The 17,222-nt window shown below is 66.1% G+C and carries 13 protein-coding genes; 2 read left to right on the forward strand and 11 right to left on the reverse strand.

The window, feature by feature from the left end; all coding sequences use genetic code 11:
- Positions 1-65: 65 nt before the first annotated feature.
- The 10 genes from SY91_RS23865 to SY91_RS23910 all read right to left on the reverse strand — a co-directional run bounded on the left by SY91_RS23865 (position 66) and on the right by SY91_RS23910 (position 12,518).
- The gene (locus SY91_RS23865) at positions 66-929 is read right to left on the reverse strand and encodes a glycine betaine ABC transporter substrate-binding protein (RefSeq protein ID WP_023475633.1); all 864 of its coding nucleotides are present in this window, start codon (positions 927-929) and stop codon (positions 66-68) included.
- A 134-nt stretch (positions 930-1,063) separates the two neighbouring features.
- The gene (locus tag SY91_RS23870; protein WP_011547102.1) at positions 1,064-2,212 is read right to left on the reverse strand and encodes a hybrid-cluster NAD(P)-dependent oxidoreductase; all 1,149 of its coding nucleotides are present in this window, start codon (positions 2,210-2,212) and stop codon (positions 1,064-1,066) included.
- 29 nt (positions 2,213-2,241) lie between these two features.
- Positions 2,242-3,483, reverse strand: a complete 1,242-nt coding sequence (locus SY91_RS23875; RefSeq protein ID WP_023475632.1) for an aromatic ring-hydroxylating oxygenase subunit alpha — start codon at positions 3,481-3,483, stop codon at positions 2,242-2,244.
- Between the two features lie 53 nt (positions 3,484-3,536).
- Positions 3,537-4,322 carry a drug:proton antiporter gene (locus tag SY91_RS23880; RefSeq protein WP_006480661.1) on the reverse strand — a complete coding sequence of 262 codons (786 nt, stop codon included), beginning with the start codon at positions 4,320-4,322 and terminating at the stop codon, positions 3,537-3,539.
- Entirely contained in the window at positions 4,319-5,488 is a 1,170-nt protein-coding gene (locus SY91_RS23885; protein WP_023475631.1) for an electron transfer flavoprotein subunit alpha/FixB family protein, read from the reverse strand. Before SY91_RS23885 ends, SY91_RS23880 begins: the two co-directional genes overlap by 4 nt.
- A 4-nt stretch (positions 5,489-5,492) precedes the next feature.
- Positions 5,493-7,418 (reverse strand): (Fe-S)-binding protein, encoded by a 1,926-nt coding sequence (locus SY91_RS23890; protein WP_023475630.1) that lies wholly within the window; start codon positions 7,416-7,418, stop codon positions 5,493-5,495.
- A 3-nt stretch (positions 7,419-7,421) separates the two neighbouring features.
- Positions 7,422-9,485, reverse strand: a complete 2,064-nt coding sequence (locus tag SY91_RS23895; RefSeq protein ID WP_006480658.1) for an NADH:flavin oxidoreductase — start codon at positions 9,483-9,485, stop codon at positions 7,422-7,424.
- Between the two features lie 76 nt (positions 9,486-9,561).
- On the reverse strand, positions 9,562-10,095 hold the full coding sequence (locus SY91_RS23900; RefSeq protein ID WP_006480657.1) for a DUF5943 domain-containing protein: 534 nt from the start codon (positions 10,093-10,095) through the stop codon (positions 9,562-9,564).
- A 138-nt stretch (positions 10,096-10,233) separates the two neighbouring features.
- Positions 10,234-11,205, reverse strand: coding sequence for a dipeptidase (locus tag SY91_RS23905; RefSeq protein WP_006480656.1), 972 nt, complete (start codon positions 11,203-11,205; stop codon positions 10,234-10,236).
- Between the two features lie 38 nt (positions 11,206-11,243).
- Positions 11,244-12,518, reverse strand: coding sequence for a serine hydroxymethyltransferase (locus SY91_RS23910; protein ID WP_023475628.1), 1,275 nt, complete (start codon positions 12,516-12,518; stop codon positions 11,244-11,246).
- Positions 12,519-12,873: 355 nt separating this feature from the next.
- Here SY91_RS23910 and SY91_RS23915 point away from each other — a divergent pair, with 355 nt between their 5' ends.
- Positions 12,874-13,989, forward strand: coding sequence for a GlxA family transcriptional regulator (locus SY91_RS23915; RefSeq protein ID WP_080001150.1), 1,116 nt, complete (start codon positions 12,874-12,876; stop codon positions 13,987-13,989).
- A gap of 55 nt (positions 13,990-14,044) precedes the next feature.
- On the opposite strand, the gene SY91_RS23920 is transcribed toward SY91_RS23915, so the two are convergent.
- Positions 14,045-15,454, reverse strand: coding sequence for a discoidin domain-containing protein (locus SY91_RS23920; RefSeq protein ID WP_023475626.1), 1,410 nt, complete (start codon positions 15,452-15,454; stop codon positions 14,045-14,047).
- 266 nt (positions 15,455-15,720) lie between these two features.
- Here SY91_RS23920 and SY91_RS23925 point away from each other — a divergent pair, with 266 nt between their 5' ends.
- Positions 15,721-17,157 (forward strand): PLP-dependent aminotransferase family protein, encoded by a 1,437-nt coding sequence (locus SY91_RS23925; RefSeq protein WP_023475625.1) that lies wholly within the window; start codon positions 15,721-15,723, stop codon positions 17,155-17,157.
- Positions 17,158-17,222: the final 65 nt, after the last annotated feature.

The following is a 17,222-nucleotide window of genomic DNA, read 5'->3' on the forward strand; positions in this document are numbered from 1 at the left end:
TCGGATTCCTGCATGCCATTCCCGGCGTATTTTTATGATGATTCGTACGACGTAGATCGAGGCGCTTACTGTGCGCCTTCCGTCCACGCATTCACGCGATCGGCATGCGCCGCAATCCACGCATCCGCGGCCGCTTCCGGCTTCGAGCCGTTCTGGATCGCCAGCATCACGCTGTCGATTTCACCCGGCTTCCACTGGAATTTCTTCAGGAACGCGACGACCGGCTTCGCCTTGGTTTCGAGGCCCGGATTCACGACGCTGTCGACGTGCTCGGCGCCGCCGAACACCTTCTTCGGATCCTCGAGGAAGCGCAGCTTCCACTTCGCGAACATCCAGTGCGGCGCCCAGCCGGTCACGATCACCGGCTTGTTCGCGCCGACCGAACGCGACAACTCGGCCGTCATCGCGCTGCCCGAGCTGGGCATCAGCGTGTAGTTCAGCCCGTAGCTCTTGATCGCGTCGTCGGTCTTGCGCATCACGCCGGCGCCCGCATCGATGCCGACGATCCGGCCGCCGAAGCTGCCCTTCTCCGCATTCAGGTCGTCGATGCTCTTCGCCTTCACGTACGCGGGTACGATCAGGCCGATCTTCGCATCGGGGAAATTCGCGCCGAGGTCGACGACCTTGGCCTTGTACTCGTCCCAGTACGAGCCGTGCGTGACCGGCAGCCACGCGGACAGCGTCGCATCGAGATCGCCGCGCGCGACGCCCTGCCACATGATCCCGGCGGCGACCGGCACGAGCTTGACCTCGTAGCCGAGCTTCTTCTCGATGACGCGGGCCGCGACGTTCGACGTCGCGACGCTGTCGTCCCAGCCTTCGACGTAGCCGATTTTCAGCGTCGGCTTCGTATCGGCCAGTGCCGATGCGCTCAATGCCACCATTGCCGACAGGGCGCCGGTCCACAACAGTTTTCCGAACAGTTTCATGGTCGATCTCCTTGGTCTGCGCACCGTGCGCGTTGTCTCTCTAGGTTCTTCAACCACAAATCCGCGGTATCGTTGTTTTCCGACAGATGCTTGTCCGGACGCGACGCGCCCGGACAGCCGATGGCGTGCTTCGACTACTTGTCGATCACGAGATCCGACAGCGGCTTGCTGCAGCACAGCAGCACCATCCCCTGGTCGATCTCGCGCTGGCGGATACCGCCGTTGTGCTTCATCTCGACCTGCCCCGACACGAGCTTCACCTTGCAGGTGCCGCACATGCCCTGCGTGCACGAGGCGGGCAGCCGCACGCCCGACTGGCGCGCCGCGTCGAGCACGTGCTGCTCCGAGCCGCACGAAATCTCGCGGTTGCTCTTCGCGAAGCTGACCGTGTACTGCTTCGTCGCGGCGTCACCGCCTTCGACCGGCGGCACGAGTTCGGCGAGCACTTCGTCGCTCGCGGTCTGCGCGAGCGTTTCGAACGAGAAGCTTTCCTCGTGATACTGCTTGCGATCGAAGCCGGCTTCGTCGAGCAGGTCGCGCACGGCCTTCATGTACGGCGCGGGGCCGCACGTGAAGATCTCGCGTTCCATGAAATCCGGCGCGATCAGCTTGAGCAGCGGCAGCGTCAGGAAGCCCGTGACGCCCGGCCAGTTGGTACGTGCGCCGACGCGCTCGACGACGAACGACGTGCGGAAATTCGTATGGTTCGACGCGATCAGGTCGAGCTCGCGCGCGAAGATGATGTCGTCAGGCGTACGTGCGCTGTGCACGAACAGGATGTCGCGATCCTCCGCGAGATCGTGGTGCGCGCGGCTCATCGACATCAGCGGCGTGACGCCCGAGCCGGCCGACAGGAACAGGTACTTGCGCGCCGGATGCCGCGCGCAGGTGAATTCGCCGGCCGGGCCGAGCACGCGCACCGCCGCGCCCGGCTGCAGGTTGTCGTGCAGCCAGTTCGACACCTTGCCGCCCGGCACGCGCTTGACCGTGATCGAAATCGTGTGCGGCCGCGCCGGCGACGACGAGATCGTGTAGCAGCGGTTGATCGTCTCGCCGTCGATGTCGAGCTCGAGCGTGATGAACTGCCCGGGCTCGAACGAGAACGTGCGGCCCTGCGGCGAACGGAAGAAGAAACTCTTCACGTCGTGGGTTTCCTGCCGCACGTGGCAGCACACCAGCGTTTCCTCGACGTCGCTCGTCCAGCGCTCGGGCAGCGCGTTCCAGAACGCCGGGTGCGTCACCCGGCTGTCCGCCGGCTCGAAATTGGCCGCATCTCGCATCATGTCTTGCTCCGCTTGTTCGCTGCTCAGTACTACGCGCCGGTTTTTTCGGCGAGCCGGCCGATATACCAGGCCGAGAATTTTTCGACGAGGCCTTCCGTGTACGGCGAATACGGGCCCGGCTCGTACGCGCTGCTGTTCGCGCCGCGCTGCGAGAATTCGACGAGCGCGCGATCCTGGTCGTTGGTCGCGTTCCACACGGCCGTGAGGTTCTTCACGTCGTAGTCGATGCCTTCCTTCGCGTCCCTGTGCACGAGCCACTTCGTGCGCACGAGCGTCTTGCCGGCCGACAGCGGAATCACCGAGAACGTCACGATGTGATCGCTCATGAAGTGGTGCCACGAGTTCGGCTGCGTCCAGAACGACAGCCCGCCGAGGTCGGCCTTGTCGAAGCCGCCGAGCAGCTTCTTCGACGCGACCTTCGCATCAAGCGTCTGCGATTCGCCGTGACGGTCGAGCGGCAGGCGCTGCGTGCGGAAACCCGTCACGTCGAGCAGCTTTTCGATTTCGGCGGACGGCAGGCCCATCTCGGCCCACTCCTTGCCGCGGCGCACGCAGGTTTCGGCGAACGCGTCCATGCCTTCGGCGTTCGCGTCGGAACGCTGGTAGCCGAAGCCGTATTCGTACAGCGAGATCGTGAGCTCCGGATGGTTCGCGACGCAGTGATAGCACTCGCGGTTGTTCTCCATCGTGAGCTTCCAGTTGCCTTCCTCGATGATGTCGATCTGCGCGGCGATCTTCGTGTTCGGCAGATCGTGCGGCAGCAGGTACGGCTCCATCTCGGCGCGCATCTGCGCGAAATCGACCGGCGGCTCGTCGGCGAGGCAGATGAAGATCAGGCCCGCGAGATTCTCGACGTGCACCGACTTCAGGCTGTGCTTGCAGCGATCAAATTTCTCGCCCATGTGCTCGGCGAACATCAGCTGGCCCGTCAGGTTGTAGGTCCAGCTGTGGTACGGGCACACGATGTTGCCGACCGAGCCTTTATCTTCGTTGCACAGGCGCGCGCCGCGGTGACGGCACACGTTGTGGAACGCGCGGATCGCCATGTCGTCGTCGCGCACGATCAGGATCGAATCGTTGCCCAGCTGCACCGTCACGTAATCGCCCGGCTCGGGAATGTCCGGTTCGATCGCCACCTGGATCCAGTGCTGGCGGAAAATCGCCTCCATGTCGAGCGCGAAGATGTCCTCGCTCGTGTAGAACGGTGCGTCGAGGCTGTGCCCTTCCTTGCGCCGCTCGATCAATGCACGAATGTCTGCCGATACTTTCATCGTTTGCTCCGGATTCCTTGCATCCCTGGGTTGCTTGCCGACAGGCATCAAAATCAGTAGTCGATGAGCTGATGCTCGCGCAAATACGCGAGGATCACTTGTGCTTTTTCGACCGAACTCCCTTCATTTACGACGTTGCCGCCGCGGCTTTCGGTCGTCGTCGCGGACAGCATCCGGGCATGCCCGGAGCGCTTCTCGGCAGCGACCAGCCTTACGGGTTTACGCTCGACCGGGCCGACCGTCCACGCGGTGGCGTCGGCGTCCGTGCCGGGGGCCGCGAGCGCCGGCCGGATCGTGCCGGCGCGCAGCCGCGCATACGCATAGCGCGGCTCGACACCCGCGAGCGGATGGACGGCGACGACGGCCGGGAGCGCCGCGTCGACACGCCGCCGCAGCCCTTTCGGCAAAAATTGCCGGACCGCGGCACGACCGCCCTCGATCGTCACGTCGACGGCCGAGCCGACGAGCGGATAGCCGAGTGCCGCGGCGACGCGGTACGGCAGCATCCCGGTGTCGTACGCGCCCTCGGCGCGCGTGCCGGTCAGCACGAGGTCGTAGCCTTCGAGACGCGCGGCGAGCGCGTGCACGGCATCATCGCCGTCGCGGCAGGCCAGCACCTCGACCTCCCGCGCACCGAGCGCGAGATACTCGGCCAGCGCCGAATTCGCGGGGTCGCCCGCGTGGATCACGTCGAGCGTCGCGCGATGCTGCTCGGCGAGCTGGCGGCCGGTTTCGAGCGCGGCCGCATCGTTGCGGCTGTAGCGCGCGACGCCGCTGACCGGATGCCGGCCGACGGACACGAGCACCGCGATGCGTTGCAAGGGGCGAGGGGCGTTCATGCGGCGACTCCTTCGGGTTCACGGGTACCGACCGCGGCCGGCGATTCGCCGCGCGCGGCCCGCGCGGCCTGGACCTGTTCGATCAGCGCGGCGATCGTCGCCTGCGCGTCGCCGACCACCGTCAGGTTCGCGCGCTTCGCGATCGGCGCGCTGCCGTCGAGGTTGACCGCGATCACGTGGCGGCAGTCCTTGATCCCCTGCAAATGCTGCACCGCGCCCGAGATGCCGAACGCGATGTACACGCTCGCCTCGACCGTCTTGCCGGTCGCGCCGACCTGCTTGTCGCGCGTGAAGTGGCCGTTGTCGACCGCGACGCGGCTCGCGCCGATCGCCGCGCCGAATACGCCGGCCAGCCGCTCGAACGCGCCGATGTCGGACACGCCGTTACCGGCCGACACGATGAAGTCGGCCTCCTCGAGCGCGACCTGGGCTGCGTCGATTTCATCGAGGCCGAGATCGCGGTACGGCTGCGCGGCGTCATGCGCGGGGCGGATGAAATCGGCGGCCAGGCGTTCGCCCGCGCCGACGAACGGCAGCTTCGCGTCCACCGCGTTCTGCGCGAGCAGGATCACGTCGGGCAGCGCACGGGTCGCGAACGCACGCCCCGCCTGCGCATACGCGCCCACGTGCTTCGCGTCGATTTCGACGACGTGGGTCGCGACGCTGGCGCCGGCGGCCGCCGCGTAGCGCCGGCCGAGATCGCCGTCGCCCGTCGCGTTGTCCGGCACGAACACGTGTTTCGGTGCGAGTGCGGCCACGCAGGCCTGCAATGCTTGCAGTTCGCTTTCGGGATCGAACGCGCGGCGATCGAAGCCGGCCAGCTCGATCAGCTTGTCGACGCCGAGTTCCGCGACGTCATCCTTCAGTTCGCCGAACGCCAGCAGCGCGACTTCCGTCTGCGCATCGGCGAGCACCGCGGCGGCGGCGATCGCCTGTCGTGAATGGTCGTCGAGCGCGCCGCGTTCGCCATGGGCGACCACCAGCATCACGTGCTTGGGGTCCTGCAGCGCGCGGCGCGGCTTCGCGGCCGCGGCGCCATGACCGTGCGCGGACCATTGCGCGGCGTTCGCATCGGCGCTGCCTTCCTCGCCGAGCGTGATGCGCTTCAGGCCGGCGGCCGTGATGATGAACGGCCGGCGCGGATCGATTCGTTTGATCGTATTCATCGATTCACTCCAGCGAGGCGGCGACGAGTTCGGCGACGTCGAGCACGTCGGGGCGCGGGCCCACGACGCCTTCGAGCATGGCCGTGCAATTCGGGCAAGCCACCGCGACCACGTCCGCGCCGATCGTGCGCGCGTCGGCGATGCGGATGTCCGGAATACGCTGCTTGCCGGGGATGTCGGTCAGCGGCGCACCGCCGCCACCGCCGCAGCAGCGGCCGCGAATGCCGTTGCGCTCCATCTCGACGACCTGGATGCCGATCGTCTTCAGCAGCTTGCGCGGCGCTTCCGTCTCGCCGTTGTAGCGGCCGAGATAGCACGGATCGTGATACGTGGTGCGCTTCTCCTGCAGCGCCTCGACCGCCTTCGGCGCGATCTTGCCGCTGTCGGCCAGTTCGGCCAGATAGGTCGTGTGATGCTTGACCGTCACGCGCAGCCCGAGCGCGCGGTATTCGTTGCGCAGGCTATGCATCACGTGCGGGTCGGCCGTCACGATCTGCCGGTACGACAGCGTGCCGAGCGTGCCGATCAGGCGCTTCGCCATCTGCTGGAACGTCGCTTCGTCGCCGAGCCGGCGCGCGACGTCGCCCGTGTCGGTTTCGGTCGCGCCGAGCACCGCGTAATCGACGCCGGCCTTGTTCAGCACCTTCACGAACGCGCGCAGCGTGCGCTGGTAACGCATGTCGAACGCGCCTTCGCCCGCGACGAACAGCACGTCGACCGGCTTGCCCGGCTGCGCGACCGGCGCGCTCAGGTCCACCGACCAGTCGTAGCGCGCGGCCGTGTCGTAGCCGCCCATCGTGCCGGTCTCGCGCAGGTTCGCGAGCACTTCCTGGCCCTTGCCCGGCACCGTGCCGTGCACGAGCGTGCGGTTGCGGCGCATGTCGACGATCGCGTCGACGTGTTCGATCAGCATCGGGCACTCCTGCACGCACGCGCGGCAGGTGGTGCACGACCACAGCGTCTGTTCCTCGATCAGGCCCGACACGATCGGGCCGTTCGGTTCGCCGCGATGCTGGCCGACCGGGATGCCCGGCGACGGGCTGCCCGCGTATGCCGCATCGGAGCCGCCGGCCATCCCGACGACGAGATCCTGGATCAGCTTCTTCGGGTTCAGCGGCTGGCCCGACGCGAACGCGGGGCATGCGGCCTCGCACTTGCCGCACTGCACGCATGCGTCGAAGCTCAGCAACTGGTTCCAGCGGAATTCGACCGGCTTCGCGACGCCGTACTCCTGATGCTCGATGTCCGGCAGCTTCAGTGCGGTCGGCGGCGTGGCCGTGCCGTTACCGGTGAACGATTCGCGCGTGGCCGCGAAACGCTCCTGACGCGGGTGGAACGCGAGATGCAGCAGCCCGGCGATCGCATGCTTCATCGGGCCGCCCTTCGCGGCGCCGACCGTCATCGTGAATGCGCCGATGCCGATCAGCAGCGCGCAGAGCACCGCGAACGCGCCCGACATCGCGCCGGTCGGCACCAGCATGAACAGCACGAGGCCGAGCGCGAACGAACCGAGCAGCCAGGGCAGCGTATTCCACGGGCCGCGCGACAGGCGCGCCGGCACGTCCTTCGCCGCGCGTCGACGCCACACGAACACCGCGCCGACCAGCATCGCGAGCGCCGCGAGGAAGATCAGCTTGTCGAGCCACGGCGAGTAGATCGCGAGGCCGTAGTTGACGAACACCAGCGCGAGCGCGCCGATCGCGCCGCCGGCGGTCGCGACGTGGGTCTTCGCGATGTACGGATCGCGGGCGACCACGTGGTGCAGGTCGACGAAATAACGCTTCGGAATCGCGAACAGGTTCGCGACGCCGAACGAGCCGGGCGCCGTGGCGCGGCCCAGACGCCAGTAGGACGAGCGCTTCGCGACCGCGAACGCGAGCCCCGCCACCGACAGCCACAACAGGGCGGTAATGAGGAAGGACGGGTTCATCTTTTAGAAATCCTTCACGAGACGCAGCGAGTCGTAGATCGCACCGTGGACGTTGTGCATCGAGATGCAGTCGCCGACACGGAACAGCAGGAAACGGCCGTTGCCGAGTTCTTCCGACAGGCACGGCTGCGGCTCGGCCGCGAACAGCGTGTGCGGATCGATCTGGCCGCGGTTCACCGATTCCGGCTTGAGCTTCCAGTACAGCTCGTCGTTCGGCGACGAACCGTTCTCGATCACCACCTGGTCGACCGCGCGCTCTTCCAGTTCCTCGGTGTACTCGTTGCGCAGCACGGCGATCATCTTGCCGTTCTCTTCATAGACGCGATCGAGCATCGTGTTCGGCGTCGGAATCACGCCGAACGCGTACAGGCGGCGATAGAAGATCGGGAACGTCGTGCCGCCGCAATCGTCGGCCACCTTCACGTCCGGCGTGACGACCTCGACCTTCGAGCCGCGGCTCGCCATGAAGTCGGCTACGCCCGCGCCCGCATGGGTGCTCACGCCGTCGAACAGCAGCACGTTCTGCTTCGGCTCGACCTTGCCGGTCAGGATGTCCCACGCGCTGACGGCGAGACCTTCGGCCACGCCCCACGCCGGCACCTGCCACGTGAAGCTCGACCCGCCCGTCGCGAGCACGACGATGTCCGGCTTCTCGGCCATGATCACCTTTTCGTCGGCGGCCACGCCGAGGCGCCGGTCGACGCCCAGACGCTTCGTTTCCATGTCGAACCAGCGGATGATCCCCGACATCTGCTCGCGCTGCGGCGCCTTCGCGGCGATCATCACCTGGCCGCCCACTTCCGCGTTCTTCTCGAACAGCACGACGTCGTGGCCGCGCAGCTTCGCGACACGCGCCGCCTCGAGGCCTGCCGGGCCCGCGCCGACCACCACGACCTTGCGCTTCGGGCCGCGCGACTTCTCGATGATGTGCGGCATCGTCGCTTCGCGCGACGTCGCCGCGTTCTGGATGCACAGCACGTCGAGGCCGTTGTACTGACGGTCGATGCAGTAGTTCGCGCCGACGCACTGCTTGATTTCGTCTTCGCGGCCGTCGCGGATCTTGATCACCATGTGCGGATCGGCGATCTGCGCGCGCGTCATGCCGACCAGGTCGATCATGCCGTTCGCGAGCAGGCGCTCGGCCTGGCCCGCATCGCGAATGCTCTGCGCGTGCATCACCGGAATCTTCACGACCGACTTGATGCCGGCCGCGAGGTGCACGAACGGCTCCGGCGGCAACGCCATCGGCGGCATGCAGTTGGCGATCGTGTTGTGCGTATCGCCGCCCGAGCCGACCACGCTCAGGTAGTCGATCAGGCCCGTCTCCGACATCGCCTGCGCGATTTCCTTCAGCGCTTCGTGATCGAGGCCGTCCTCGTGGAATTCGTCGCCGCACATGCGCAGGCCGACGCAGAAATCCTTGCCGACCGCCTCGCGCACGGCCGTCAGCACTTCGATGCCGAAGCGCAGGCGGTTTTCGAGGCTGCCGCCCCATTCGTCGGTGCGGTGGTTCGAACGCTTGCTCCAGAACTGGTCGATCAGGTGCTGGTGCGCGGCGGAGATTTCGATGCCGTCCATGCCGGCCGCCTTCACGCGCTTCGCGGCCGCCGCGAAATCGCCGATGATGCGGCGGATCTCCTCGATCTCGATGATCTTCGCGTTGCCGCGGTGCACGGGTTCGCGCACGCCCGACGGCGACATCAGGTGCGGCCAGTGCTCGCCGTGGAACGACGAGCGGCGGCCCATGTGCGTCGCCTGGATCATGATCTTCGCGCCATGCTTGTGCATCGTGTCGGCCAGGCGCGTGAGCGGATCGATGATCTTGTCGGTCGACAGGTTCACCGATTTCCACCAGCCTTGCGGGCTGTCGATCGACACCGGGCTCGAACCGCCGCAGATGGCCAGGCCGACGCCGCCCTTCGCCTTTTCTTCGTAGTAGCGGATATAGCGGTCGCCCGGCAGGCCGCCCGGCTCGGCGTACACCTCCGCGTGCGCGGTGCTGACGATCCGGTTGCGCAGCGTCAGCTGGTTCAGCTGCATGGGTTTGAACAGGTGGGGATAACGCATCGCTGGCGACCTCTGGCGTTCGAATGTCTCGTGTTGCGGGTGTTGTTCTGCTTCAGTGAATCAATGCGTCAGTGCATCAGTGCGCGATCGGCGACACTTCGAAGACGCAGTGGTCGTGATGCTCGGCCGCGCACTGCACTTCCTTCGAGTACGCACGCGGCGCGCCCTTGCCTTCCGGCGTCGTGTCGTTGACCCAGTCCATCGCGCCCGCGAACCAGCCCGCGAACATGTAGCAGAGCTTGCCTTCCTTGCCCGGCTGCTGGAGCACGAACGACGAGTGGCGCAGCTCGATCTTCGCGCGTGCGCTCGCCGGATCGGCTTCGATGATCGAGAACAGGCCCCAGCCGCGTTGCGACAGGCGCTTCAGGTAATGCTCGAACACGGCCATGCCGGTGATGCCGTGCTGCTTCGCTTCCTTGTCGCACCAGTGGTAGGCGGATTTGTAGCCGGCCTTGTAGAGGATCTCGGCATACGCTTCGACGCCGAGCGCTTCCTCGACGGCGACGTGGTTGTTCGTGAAGAAGTGGCGCGGCACGTACAGCATCGGCAGCGCGTCGGTGGTCCAGACGCCGGTATCGGGATCGACGTTGATCGGCAGTTGCGGTTGCATCGTGGTGACTCCGTGAGGAAATTGGCCGCGCGGCTCGGTGCGCCGGCGCGACATCGTCCGCGCGCCCACGCTGCTTGCGCGGGCACGTCCCGATTTTTTTATGTTGAAACGAAGGGAGCGGTTCGGCTCGGCGAGGGCTTACGCGCCCCACACGTCCTTGAACACGCGCACCCAGTTCTCGCCCATGATCTTGCGGATGCGCGACTCGCTCCAGCCGTGGCGTTCCATCGCGGCGGTCAGGTTCGGGAATTCGCCGATCGTGCGGATGCCGTCCGGGTTGATCACCTTGCCGAAGTTCGTCAGCTGGCGATAGCGGCCCTTGTCATGCGTCAGCATGTCGAAGAATTCCTTCGCGAAATCCTGCGTGAAGTCCGTGCCGATGCCGACCGCGTCTTCGCCGATCAGGTTCACCACGTAGTCGATCGCCTCGATGTAGTCGTCGATGTTCGCTTCGATGCCGCGCTTCAGGAACGGCGCGAACATCGTCACGCCGACGAAGCCGCCCGCATCGGCGATCTCCTTCAGCTGCGCGTCGCTCTTGTTGCGCGGATGTTCCTTCAGACCCGACGGCAGGCAGTGCGAGTAGCACACCGGCTTCTTCGAGAACGCGATCGCTTCCGACGACGTGTTGCCGCCCACATGCGACAGGTCGACCATGATGCCGACGCGGTTCATCTCGGTGATCACTTCGCGGCCGAAGTCCGACAGCCCGCCATCGCGTTCGTAGCAGCCGGTGCCGACCAGGTTCTGCGTGTTGTAGCAAAGCTGCACGACGCGCACGCCCATGTCGGCGAACGCTTCGATGTAGCCGAGGTTGTCCTCGAACGCATGCGCGTTCTGGAAGCCGAGGATGATCCCCGTCTTGCCTTCCTTCTTCGCGCGGAAGATGTCGTCCGTCGTGCGCACGAGCGTCAGCAGCTCGCCGTTGTCGCGGATCTTCTTCTTCATCACGCCGATGTTGTCGACGGTCTTGGTGAAGTTCTCCCACACCGACACCGTGCAGTTCGCGGCCGTGATACCGCCCTTTCGCATGTCCTCGAACACCGGCTTCTCGAACTTGGAGATGTTCAGTCCGTCGATGATGATGCTGTCCTGATGCAGCGTGCTCATATCTGCTCTCGCTCGTGTGACTGTTCTTGTGGGGTCGATCAATAGATCGGGAAGCGCTCGCAGAGCGCGAAGATCTCGCGACGCACGCGCTGTTCGGTTGCGGGGTCGCCTTCCGGGTTCGCCCGCAGCGCGTCGAATACTTCGAGGATCAGGCGGCCGACTTCACGGAACTCCGCGACGCCGAAGCCGCGCGTCGTGCCGGCCGGCGTGCCGAGGCGGATGCCCGACGTGACGGTCGGCTTCTCGGTGTCGAACGGGATGCCGTTCTTGTTGCAGGTGATGCCCGCGCGTTCCAGCGCCTGCTCGACCGGCGCGCCCTTCAGGCCCTTCGGGCGCAGGTCGACCAGCAGCAGGTGGTTGTCGGTGCCGCCCGTGACGAGATCGACGCCGCCGGCCTTCAGCACTTCGCCGAGCGCCTGTGCGTTCGCGAGCACGTTGTCGATGTAGGTCTTGAAGTCCGCGTGCAGCACTTCGCCGAACGCGACCGCCTTGCCGGCGATCACGTGCATCAGCGGGCCGCCCTGCAGGCCGGGGAACACGGCCGAGTTGATCTTCTTCGCGATTTCCTCGTCGTTGGTCAGCACGAAGCCGCCGCGCGGGCCGCGCAGCGTCTTGTGGGTGGTCGACGTGACGACGTGCGCGTGCTCGACCGGGTTCGCGTGGCGGCCCGCGGCGATCACGCCAGCGATGTGCGCCATGTCGACCATCAGCTTCGCGCCGACGCTGTCGGCGATCGCGCGAAAGCGTGCGAAGTCGAGCGCGCGCGGGTACGCCGAGAAGCCGGCGATGATGAGGTTCGGCTTGTGCTCGTGGGCAAGGGCCTCGACCTGGTCGTAGTCGATGCGCAGCGTATCGCGGTTCACGCCGTACTGCACGGCATTGAACCACTTGCCCGACAGCGCCGGCTTCGCGCCGTGCGTCAGGTGGCCGCCGGCATCCAGCGACATGCCGAGCACCGTGTCGCCCGGCTTCGCCAGCGCGAGCATCACCGAGCCGTTCGCCTGCGCGCCCGAGTGCGGCTGCACGTTCGCATAGCCGGCGTTGAAGATCTGCTTCACGCGGTCGATCGCGAGCGCCTCGACTTCATCGGCGAATTCGCAGCCGCCGTAGTAGCGCTTGCCGGGATAGCCTTCCGCGTACTTGTTGGTCAGCACCGAGCCCTGCGCCTCGAGCACGGCGCGCGACACGATGTTTTCCGACGCGATCAGCTCGACCTGCGACTGCTGACGCTCGAGTTCCTTCAGGATGGCGCTGCGCACCGGCGCGTCGCGCTCGGCAAGGGGCTGCGAGAAGAAAGGCTGGGTGTTCGACATAGTGCGTCCGTGACGAAGAATAAAGGGCTGCAACCGAAGCTCAAGGCCCGCCGTGCCTGGGTTTCCCACGCTTCCAGTGCAAGGCTGCCGACGGCTCTATTCTTGTCGTTCGGATTTTCGGCGGATTGATGAATTTAGACGCGTTCTTTGCCTTTTCCGCCATGCACGTCCGTTTTGTACAAGTGACCGGTCGTGCTTTTCGGGGCGACTGCCCCAAACGGTGTCGTTGATTCACCTATGGACACGCACACCGGCAGTGCGTTTGCCGCACGTTCGCGTGCGGCGTCTCCCGGATACGGTGCAGTGCAACAACGGCGCGATGCCCAGACAACGTACGGAGCTAGGGTTTAGCCGTATGGCACGCTTGTTGCACTCGCTCACACAATACCGCAGCCCGATCCGTGCCCCGGGCCAAAAGCTATTAGAGATTCAAGGAACGCTCCCCATGTCGCCCGACCGCACAGCGTCGCTGTCCCACTTCGCGTTCATGCCGTTACCGAACTTCACGATGATCGCGTTCACCAATGCGATCGAGGTGCTTCGGATGGCGAACTATCTGAGCGGCCAGCCGCTCTACCGCTGGTCGGTGATCAGCCCGGACGGCGGCCCGGTCACGGCGAGCAACGGCCTCACGGTCGACACGGGCCCGGCCGAATGCGCGGGGCAACCCGACATCGTGTTCGTGTGCGGCGGCGTCGACGTGCAGCGCGCGACCACGCCCGCCCATTTGTCGACCCTGCGCCGCTTCGCGCGCTCGGGCATCCCGCTCGGCAGCCTGTGCACGGGCACCTATGCACTTGCGAAATCTGGGCTGCTCGCGGGCTACGCGTGCGCGATCCACTGGGAAAACATGTCGGCGCTGAAGGAAGAGTTTCCGGACACGCGCTTCCTGAAGGAACTGTTCGTGATCGATCGCGACCGCATCACGTGCACGGGCGGCGTCGCACCGCTCGACATGATGCTGAACCTGATCGCCGCGCGCGTCGGCACCGCGCGCGTCACGCAGATCGCCGAGCAGTTCATCGTCGAACACGTGCGCGACACGAGCGCGCAGCAGCGCATGCCGCTGGTTGCTCGCCTCGGCTCGGCGAACAAGTCGCTGTTCGAAGTGATCTCGCTGATGGAGAACAACATCGAGGAACCGCTGTCGCGCGAGGAACTCGCGCGACTCGCGAACATGTCGCAGCGGCAATTGCAGCGCCTGTTCCGCGAGCATCTCGGGATGACGCCGACGCACTACTACCTGACGCTGCGGCTGCGTCGTGCGCGCGAGCTGCTGCTGCAGACCGACATGTCGATCATGCATATCACGATGGCATGCGGCTTCCAGTCGGCATGCCACTTCAGCAAGAGCTATCGCGATGCGTTCGGCGTCGCGCCGACGCGCGAGCGCCGCAAGCAGGTCGCGCCGCTCGCGCAGGGTGCGGCGAGTGCGGGGCCGGCGTTTCCGGCGCGTGTGCTGCATGCGTGAGGCAGGCAGTACCTGATGCAAAAAAGCGGCCTCGAAGGCCGCTTTCCGTTTGCGCTTACGATCCCCACACCTGCATTTCATAGAGCGAATACCCCCACTGCGTCGCCCGCTTCGTGCCGAGCATCCGCACGTAGCGCCCGTGCCCGTTCAGGTTCGGCAACGTCACATGGCTGTACGACACGCCGTTGCTCGTCGAGTAGATCGTCGTCCAGTTAACGTTGTCGTTCGACGTCTGGATCTGGTAGACGAGCGCGCCTGCGTCCCAGTACAGATCGATGCTGCTGATGGTCTTCGTCGCACCGAGATCGACCGAGATCCATTGCGGATCGACGCCCGCGCCTTCCGGCGAATCCCAGCGCGTGCTCGTCGTGTTGCCGTCGAACGCCTTGTCCGGCGTGAGCGACGCGTTGTAGCTCGCCGACGCGGCGGCCGGCCGCCCCTGCGACAGCAGCGTACGAGCTGCGGCAGGACCGCCGTAGTAGTTCGCGCCGAGCTTCGCCTTCGTCGCGTCGGCATTCACGCCGAACTGCGACAGGCTCCAGCGCTGACCGGTCGTCACGTCGCCGACATAGAGCTGATAACCACCCGCCGTCGTCGACGAGAAAAACAGGTAATTCGTACCACTGACCGGCGCCGGGTCCGAGTTGTTGCTCATGCAGTCGTTGAGCGCCAGCGCGCTCGGCGTCGAGGCCGGGTCGGCCGTCTTCGCATAGATCTGGTCGGCCCCGCCGCTGTCCTTCCAGCGCGCGTAGTACACCATGCCGTCCGCACGCACGGTCGGGTAGTAGGTCTGCAGCCCGGCCGGACGATCGAACACGGCGGTCGCGCCGGTGACGATCGTGCGCTTCATCAGCCCCATGTTCGAGCCGGTGCCGGTCGCGTAGTACACGGCGCTCGCGTCCGGTGCGAGGAACGGCATCGAGTATTCGGCGCCGGCCGGCGCATTCGTCAGGCTCACGACCGACGTGAACACCGGGCCCGCGCTCGTGTACGACAGCGTCGCCTGCTTCACGTCGCCGTTCTGCTTGAACACGAGCGTCTTGCCGTCCGTGCTGAACTTCGGGTCTTCGTTGCGCGTGGCGCCCGTGCTGTTCGTCATGTTGACGGGCGGCGTACCGGCGCCGAGCTGCAGCATGAACACGTTCCATGCGCCGTTGCTGATGCCCATGAACGCGAGCCACTTGCCGTCGGGGCTGAACACGCCGTTCATCGGATCGGTGATGCCCCACGTGCTCTTGCTGAGTTGCATCAGCGTATGGGCCGAGAAATCGTAGAGGAACAGCTGGCTCGTGCCGTCGCCGTACTTGACGTAGCTGTGGTAGACGAGCTTGCCGGTCAGCGCGGCGGGGAACGTCGCGTTCGGCTGGGCGGCGGGATTGTTGACGCAGGCTGCGGCGGCCACGCCGCTGAACAGGTTGAGGGCGATGCCGGCCACGAGGCCCGCGACGAGGGTCTGCAGTTTCACGCTGGATACTTTCGGGTAAGGTAAGGACGCCGCAAAAAAGGACTCGCGCGACACGCGCGGACGTCACGGATTCGCGGTCGGGCAGCGTGAATTCCGTATCGGTCGGACAGCGGGAACAAAGCTTGCGAGAGGATGCCCGTTCGTCAGACGAAAGAACAGGATCAGAGCGCCGATAAAACATACGGATCAGCGATTTGGGGCGCGCTTGCACGTGACGGCTGCCGTACTACTCTGTGTCATCAGGGCACAACGGCCGGGGGACACGCATGAAGCGCTATGCGGTGCTGGCGCAGACGATCGCCGACGCGATCCGGCGCGGCGACCTGGCGGCCGGCGCGCGCATCCCTACCGTGCGCGCGGCATGCCGCGCGTATCGGGTGAGCCCGTCCACGGTGTTTCGTGCGTACTACGCGCTCGAAAGCGAGGGCCTGATCGTCGCGCGGGCGCGCTCGGGTTATTTCGTGGCGAACGTCGCGGACAAGCACGTGCGGTTCGGCCACGATCCGCCGCGCAAGCCGGGCGCCGCGCAGAACGACGCCGCTCGAACCGGCGACGACGATGCGCTGTTCCGCCTGCTCGACTCGCTCAAATGCGACGACATCGTGCCGCTCGGCTCGGCATTCGCGAGCTATTCGCTGTTCCCGATGAGCAGCCTGTGGCGCCAGGTGGCGTCGGCCGCTCGCCACATGGACCGCACCAAACTGCTCGAAGGCTTGCCGCCCGGCAACGAAGCACTGCGCCGCCAGATCGCGTTGCGCTACCTGAACGCGGGCGCGTCGCTGCCGCTGGAGGAAATCGTCATCACGACGGGCGCGACCGAAGCGCTGACGCTCAGCTTGCAGGCGCTGACGCGCCCGGGCGACATCGTCGCGATCGAACGGCCGGCCTTCTACGCGGTGCTGCAGGCCGTCCAGTGCCTGCATCTGAAGGCCGTCGAGATTCCGGTCGACCCGCGCACGGGCCTCGACCTCGACGCGCTCGCCGAGGCGCTCGACACGCATCCGGTACGCGCATGCTGGTTCATGACGTCATTCCACAACCCGACCGGCGCGACGCTGACCGACGAGCGCAAGCGCGCGCTGATCGACCTGCTCGCGTCGCGCGGCGTGCCGCTGATCGAGGACGACGTGTATGGCGAACTGCAGTTCGGCACGGCGCCCACGCGGCCCGCGAAACTGTATGACGACAGCGGGCTCGTCCTGCATTGCGGCTCGTTCTCGAAATGTCTCGCGCCCGGTTTCCGGATCGGCTGGGTCGCGGCCGGCCGCTTCGTCCGGCAGATCCGCGAGGCCAAAGGCGCGAGCGCGCCGGCCGCCGACGTACCCGCGCAGATGGCAATATCGAGCTACCTGCGCGACGGCGCATACGACCGGTTCCTGCGCAAGCTGCGACGCAATCTCGCCGCGCACCAAGCGCAAATGCTGTCGGCCGTGCGCGCGTATTTTCCGACGGACACCGAAGTATTTGCGCCGCGCGGCGGGTATTTCCTTTGGATCGAATTGCCGCCGCACATGGACGCGATGCACCTGTTCGACGACGCGATGGAAAGCGGCGTCAGCATTGCGCCCGGGCCGATCTTCTCCGCGACCGGCGGTTTTCGCCGCTATTTGCGGCTCAACTACGGGCGGCCGTGGACCCCGGCCGTCGAGCGCGCGCTGGAGACGCTTGGCACGCTCGCGGCCCGGCAGCGGCACGGCGGCTAGCACGAAACGGGCGGCACGAAATGTGCGGCACGCGACGCACGACATGCACCTTGCGTTTCGCGCGC

Source organism: Burkholderia cenocepacia (assembly GCF_014211915.1).
Lineage (GTDB): Bacteria > Pseudomonadota > Gammaproteobacteria > Burkholderiales > Burkholderiaceae > Burkholderia > Burkholderia orbicola.

What these genes read in the sequence shown, in the direction of transcription:
- SY91_RS23865 (WP_023475633.1), bottom strand. Translation starts at nt 929, where the DNA reads ATGAAACTGTTCGGAAAACTGTTGTGGACCGGCGCCCTGTCGGCAATG.
- SY91_RS23870 (WP_011547102.1), bottom strand. Translation starts at nt 2,212, where the DNA reads ATGATGCGAGATGCGGCCAATTTCGAGCCGGCGGACAGCCGGGTGACG.
- SY91_RS23875 (WP_023475632.1), bottom strand. Translation starts at nt 3,483, where the DNA reads ATGAAAGTATCGGCAGACATTCGTGCATTGATCGAGCGGCGCAAGGAA.
- SY91_RS23880 (WP_006480661.1), bottom strand. Translation starts at nt 4,322, where the DNA reads ATGAACGCCCCTCGCCCCTTGCAACGCATCGCGGTGCTCGTGTCCGTC.
- SY91_RS23885 (WP_023475631.1), bottom strand. Translation starts at nt 5,488, where the DNA reads ATGAATACGATCAAACGAATCGATCCGCGCCGGCCGTTCATCATCACG.
- SY91_RS23890 (WP_023475630.1), bottom strand. Translation starts at nt 7,418, where the DNA reads ATGAACCCGTCCTTCCTCATTACCGCCCTGTTGTGGCTGTCGGTGGCG.
- SY91_RS23895 (WP_006480658.1), bottom strand. Translation starts at nt 9,485, where the DNA reads ATGCGTTATCCCCACCTGTTCAAACCCATGCAGCTGAACCAGCTGACG.
- SY91_RS23900 (WP_006480657.1), bottom strand. Translation starts at nt 10,095, where the DNA reads ATGCAACCGCAACTGCCGATCAACGTCGATCCCGATACCGGCGTCTGG.
- SY91_RS23905 (WP_006480656.1), bottom strand. Translation starts at nt 11,205, where the DNA reads ATGAGCACGCTGCATCAGGACAGCATCATCATCGACGGACTGAACATC.
- SY91_RS23910 (WP_023475628.1), bottom strand. Translation starts at nt 12,518, where the DNA reads ATGTCGAACACCCAGCCTTTCTTCTCGCAGCCCCTTGCCGAGCGCGAC.
- SY91_RS23915 (WP_080001150.1), top strand. Translation starts at nt 12,874, where the DNA reads ATGGCACGCTTGTTGCACTCGCTCACACAATACCGCAGCCCGATCCGT.
- SY91_RS23925 (WP_023475625.1), top strand. Translation starts at nt 15,721, where the DNA reads ATGAAGCGCTATGCGGTGCTGGCGCAGACGATCGCCGACGCGATCCGG.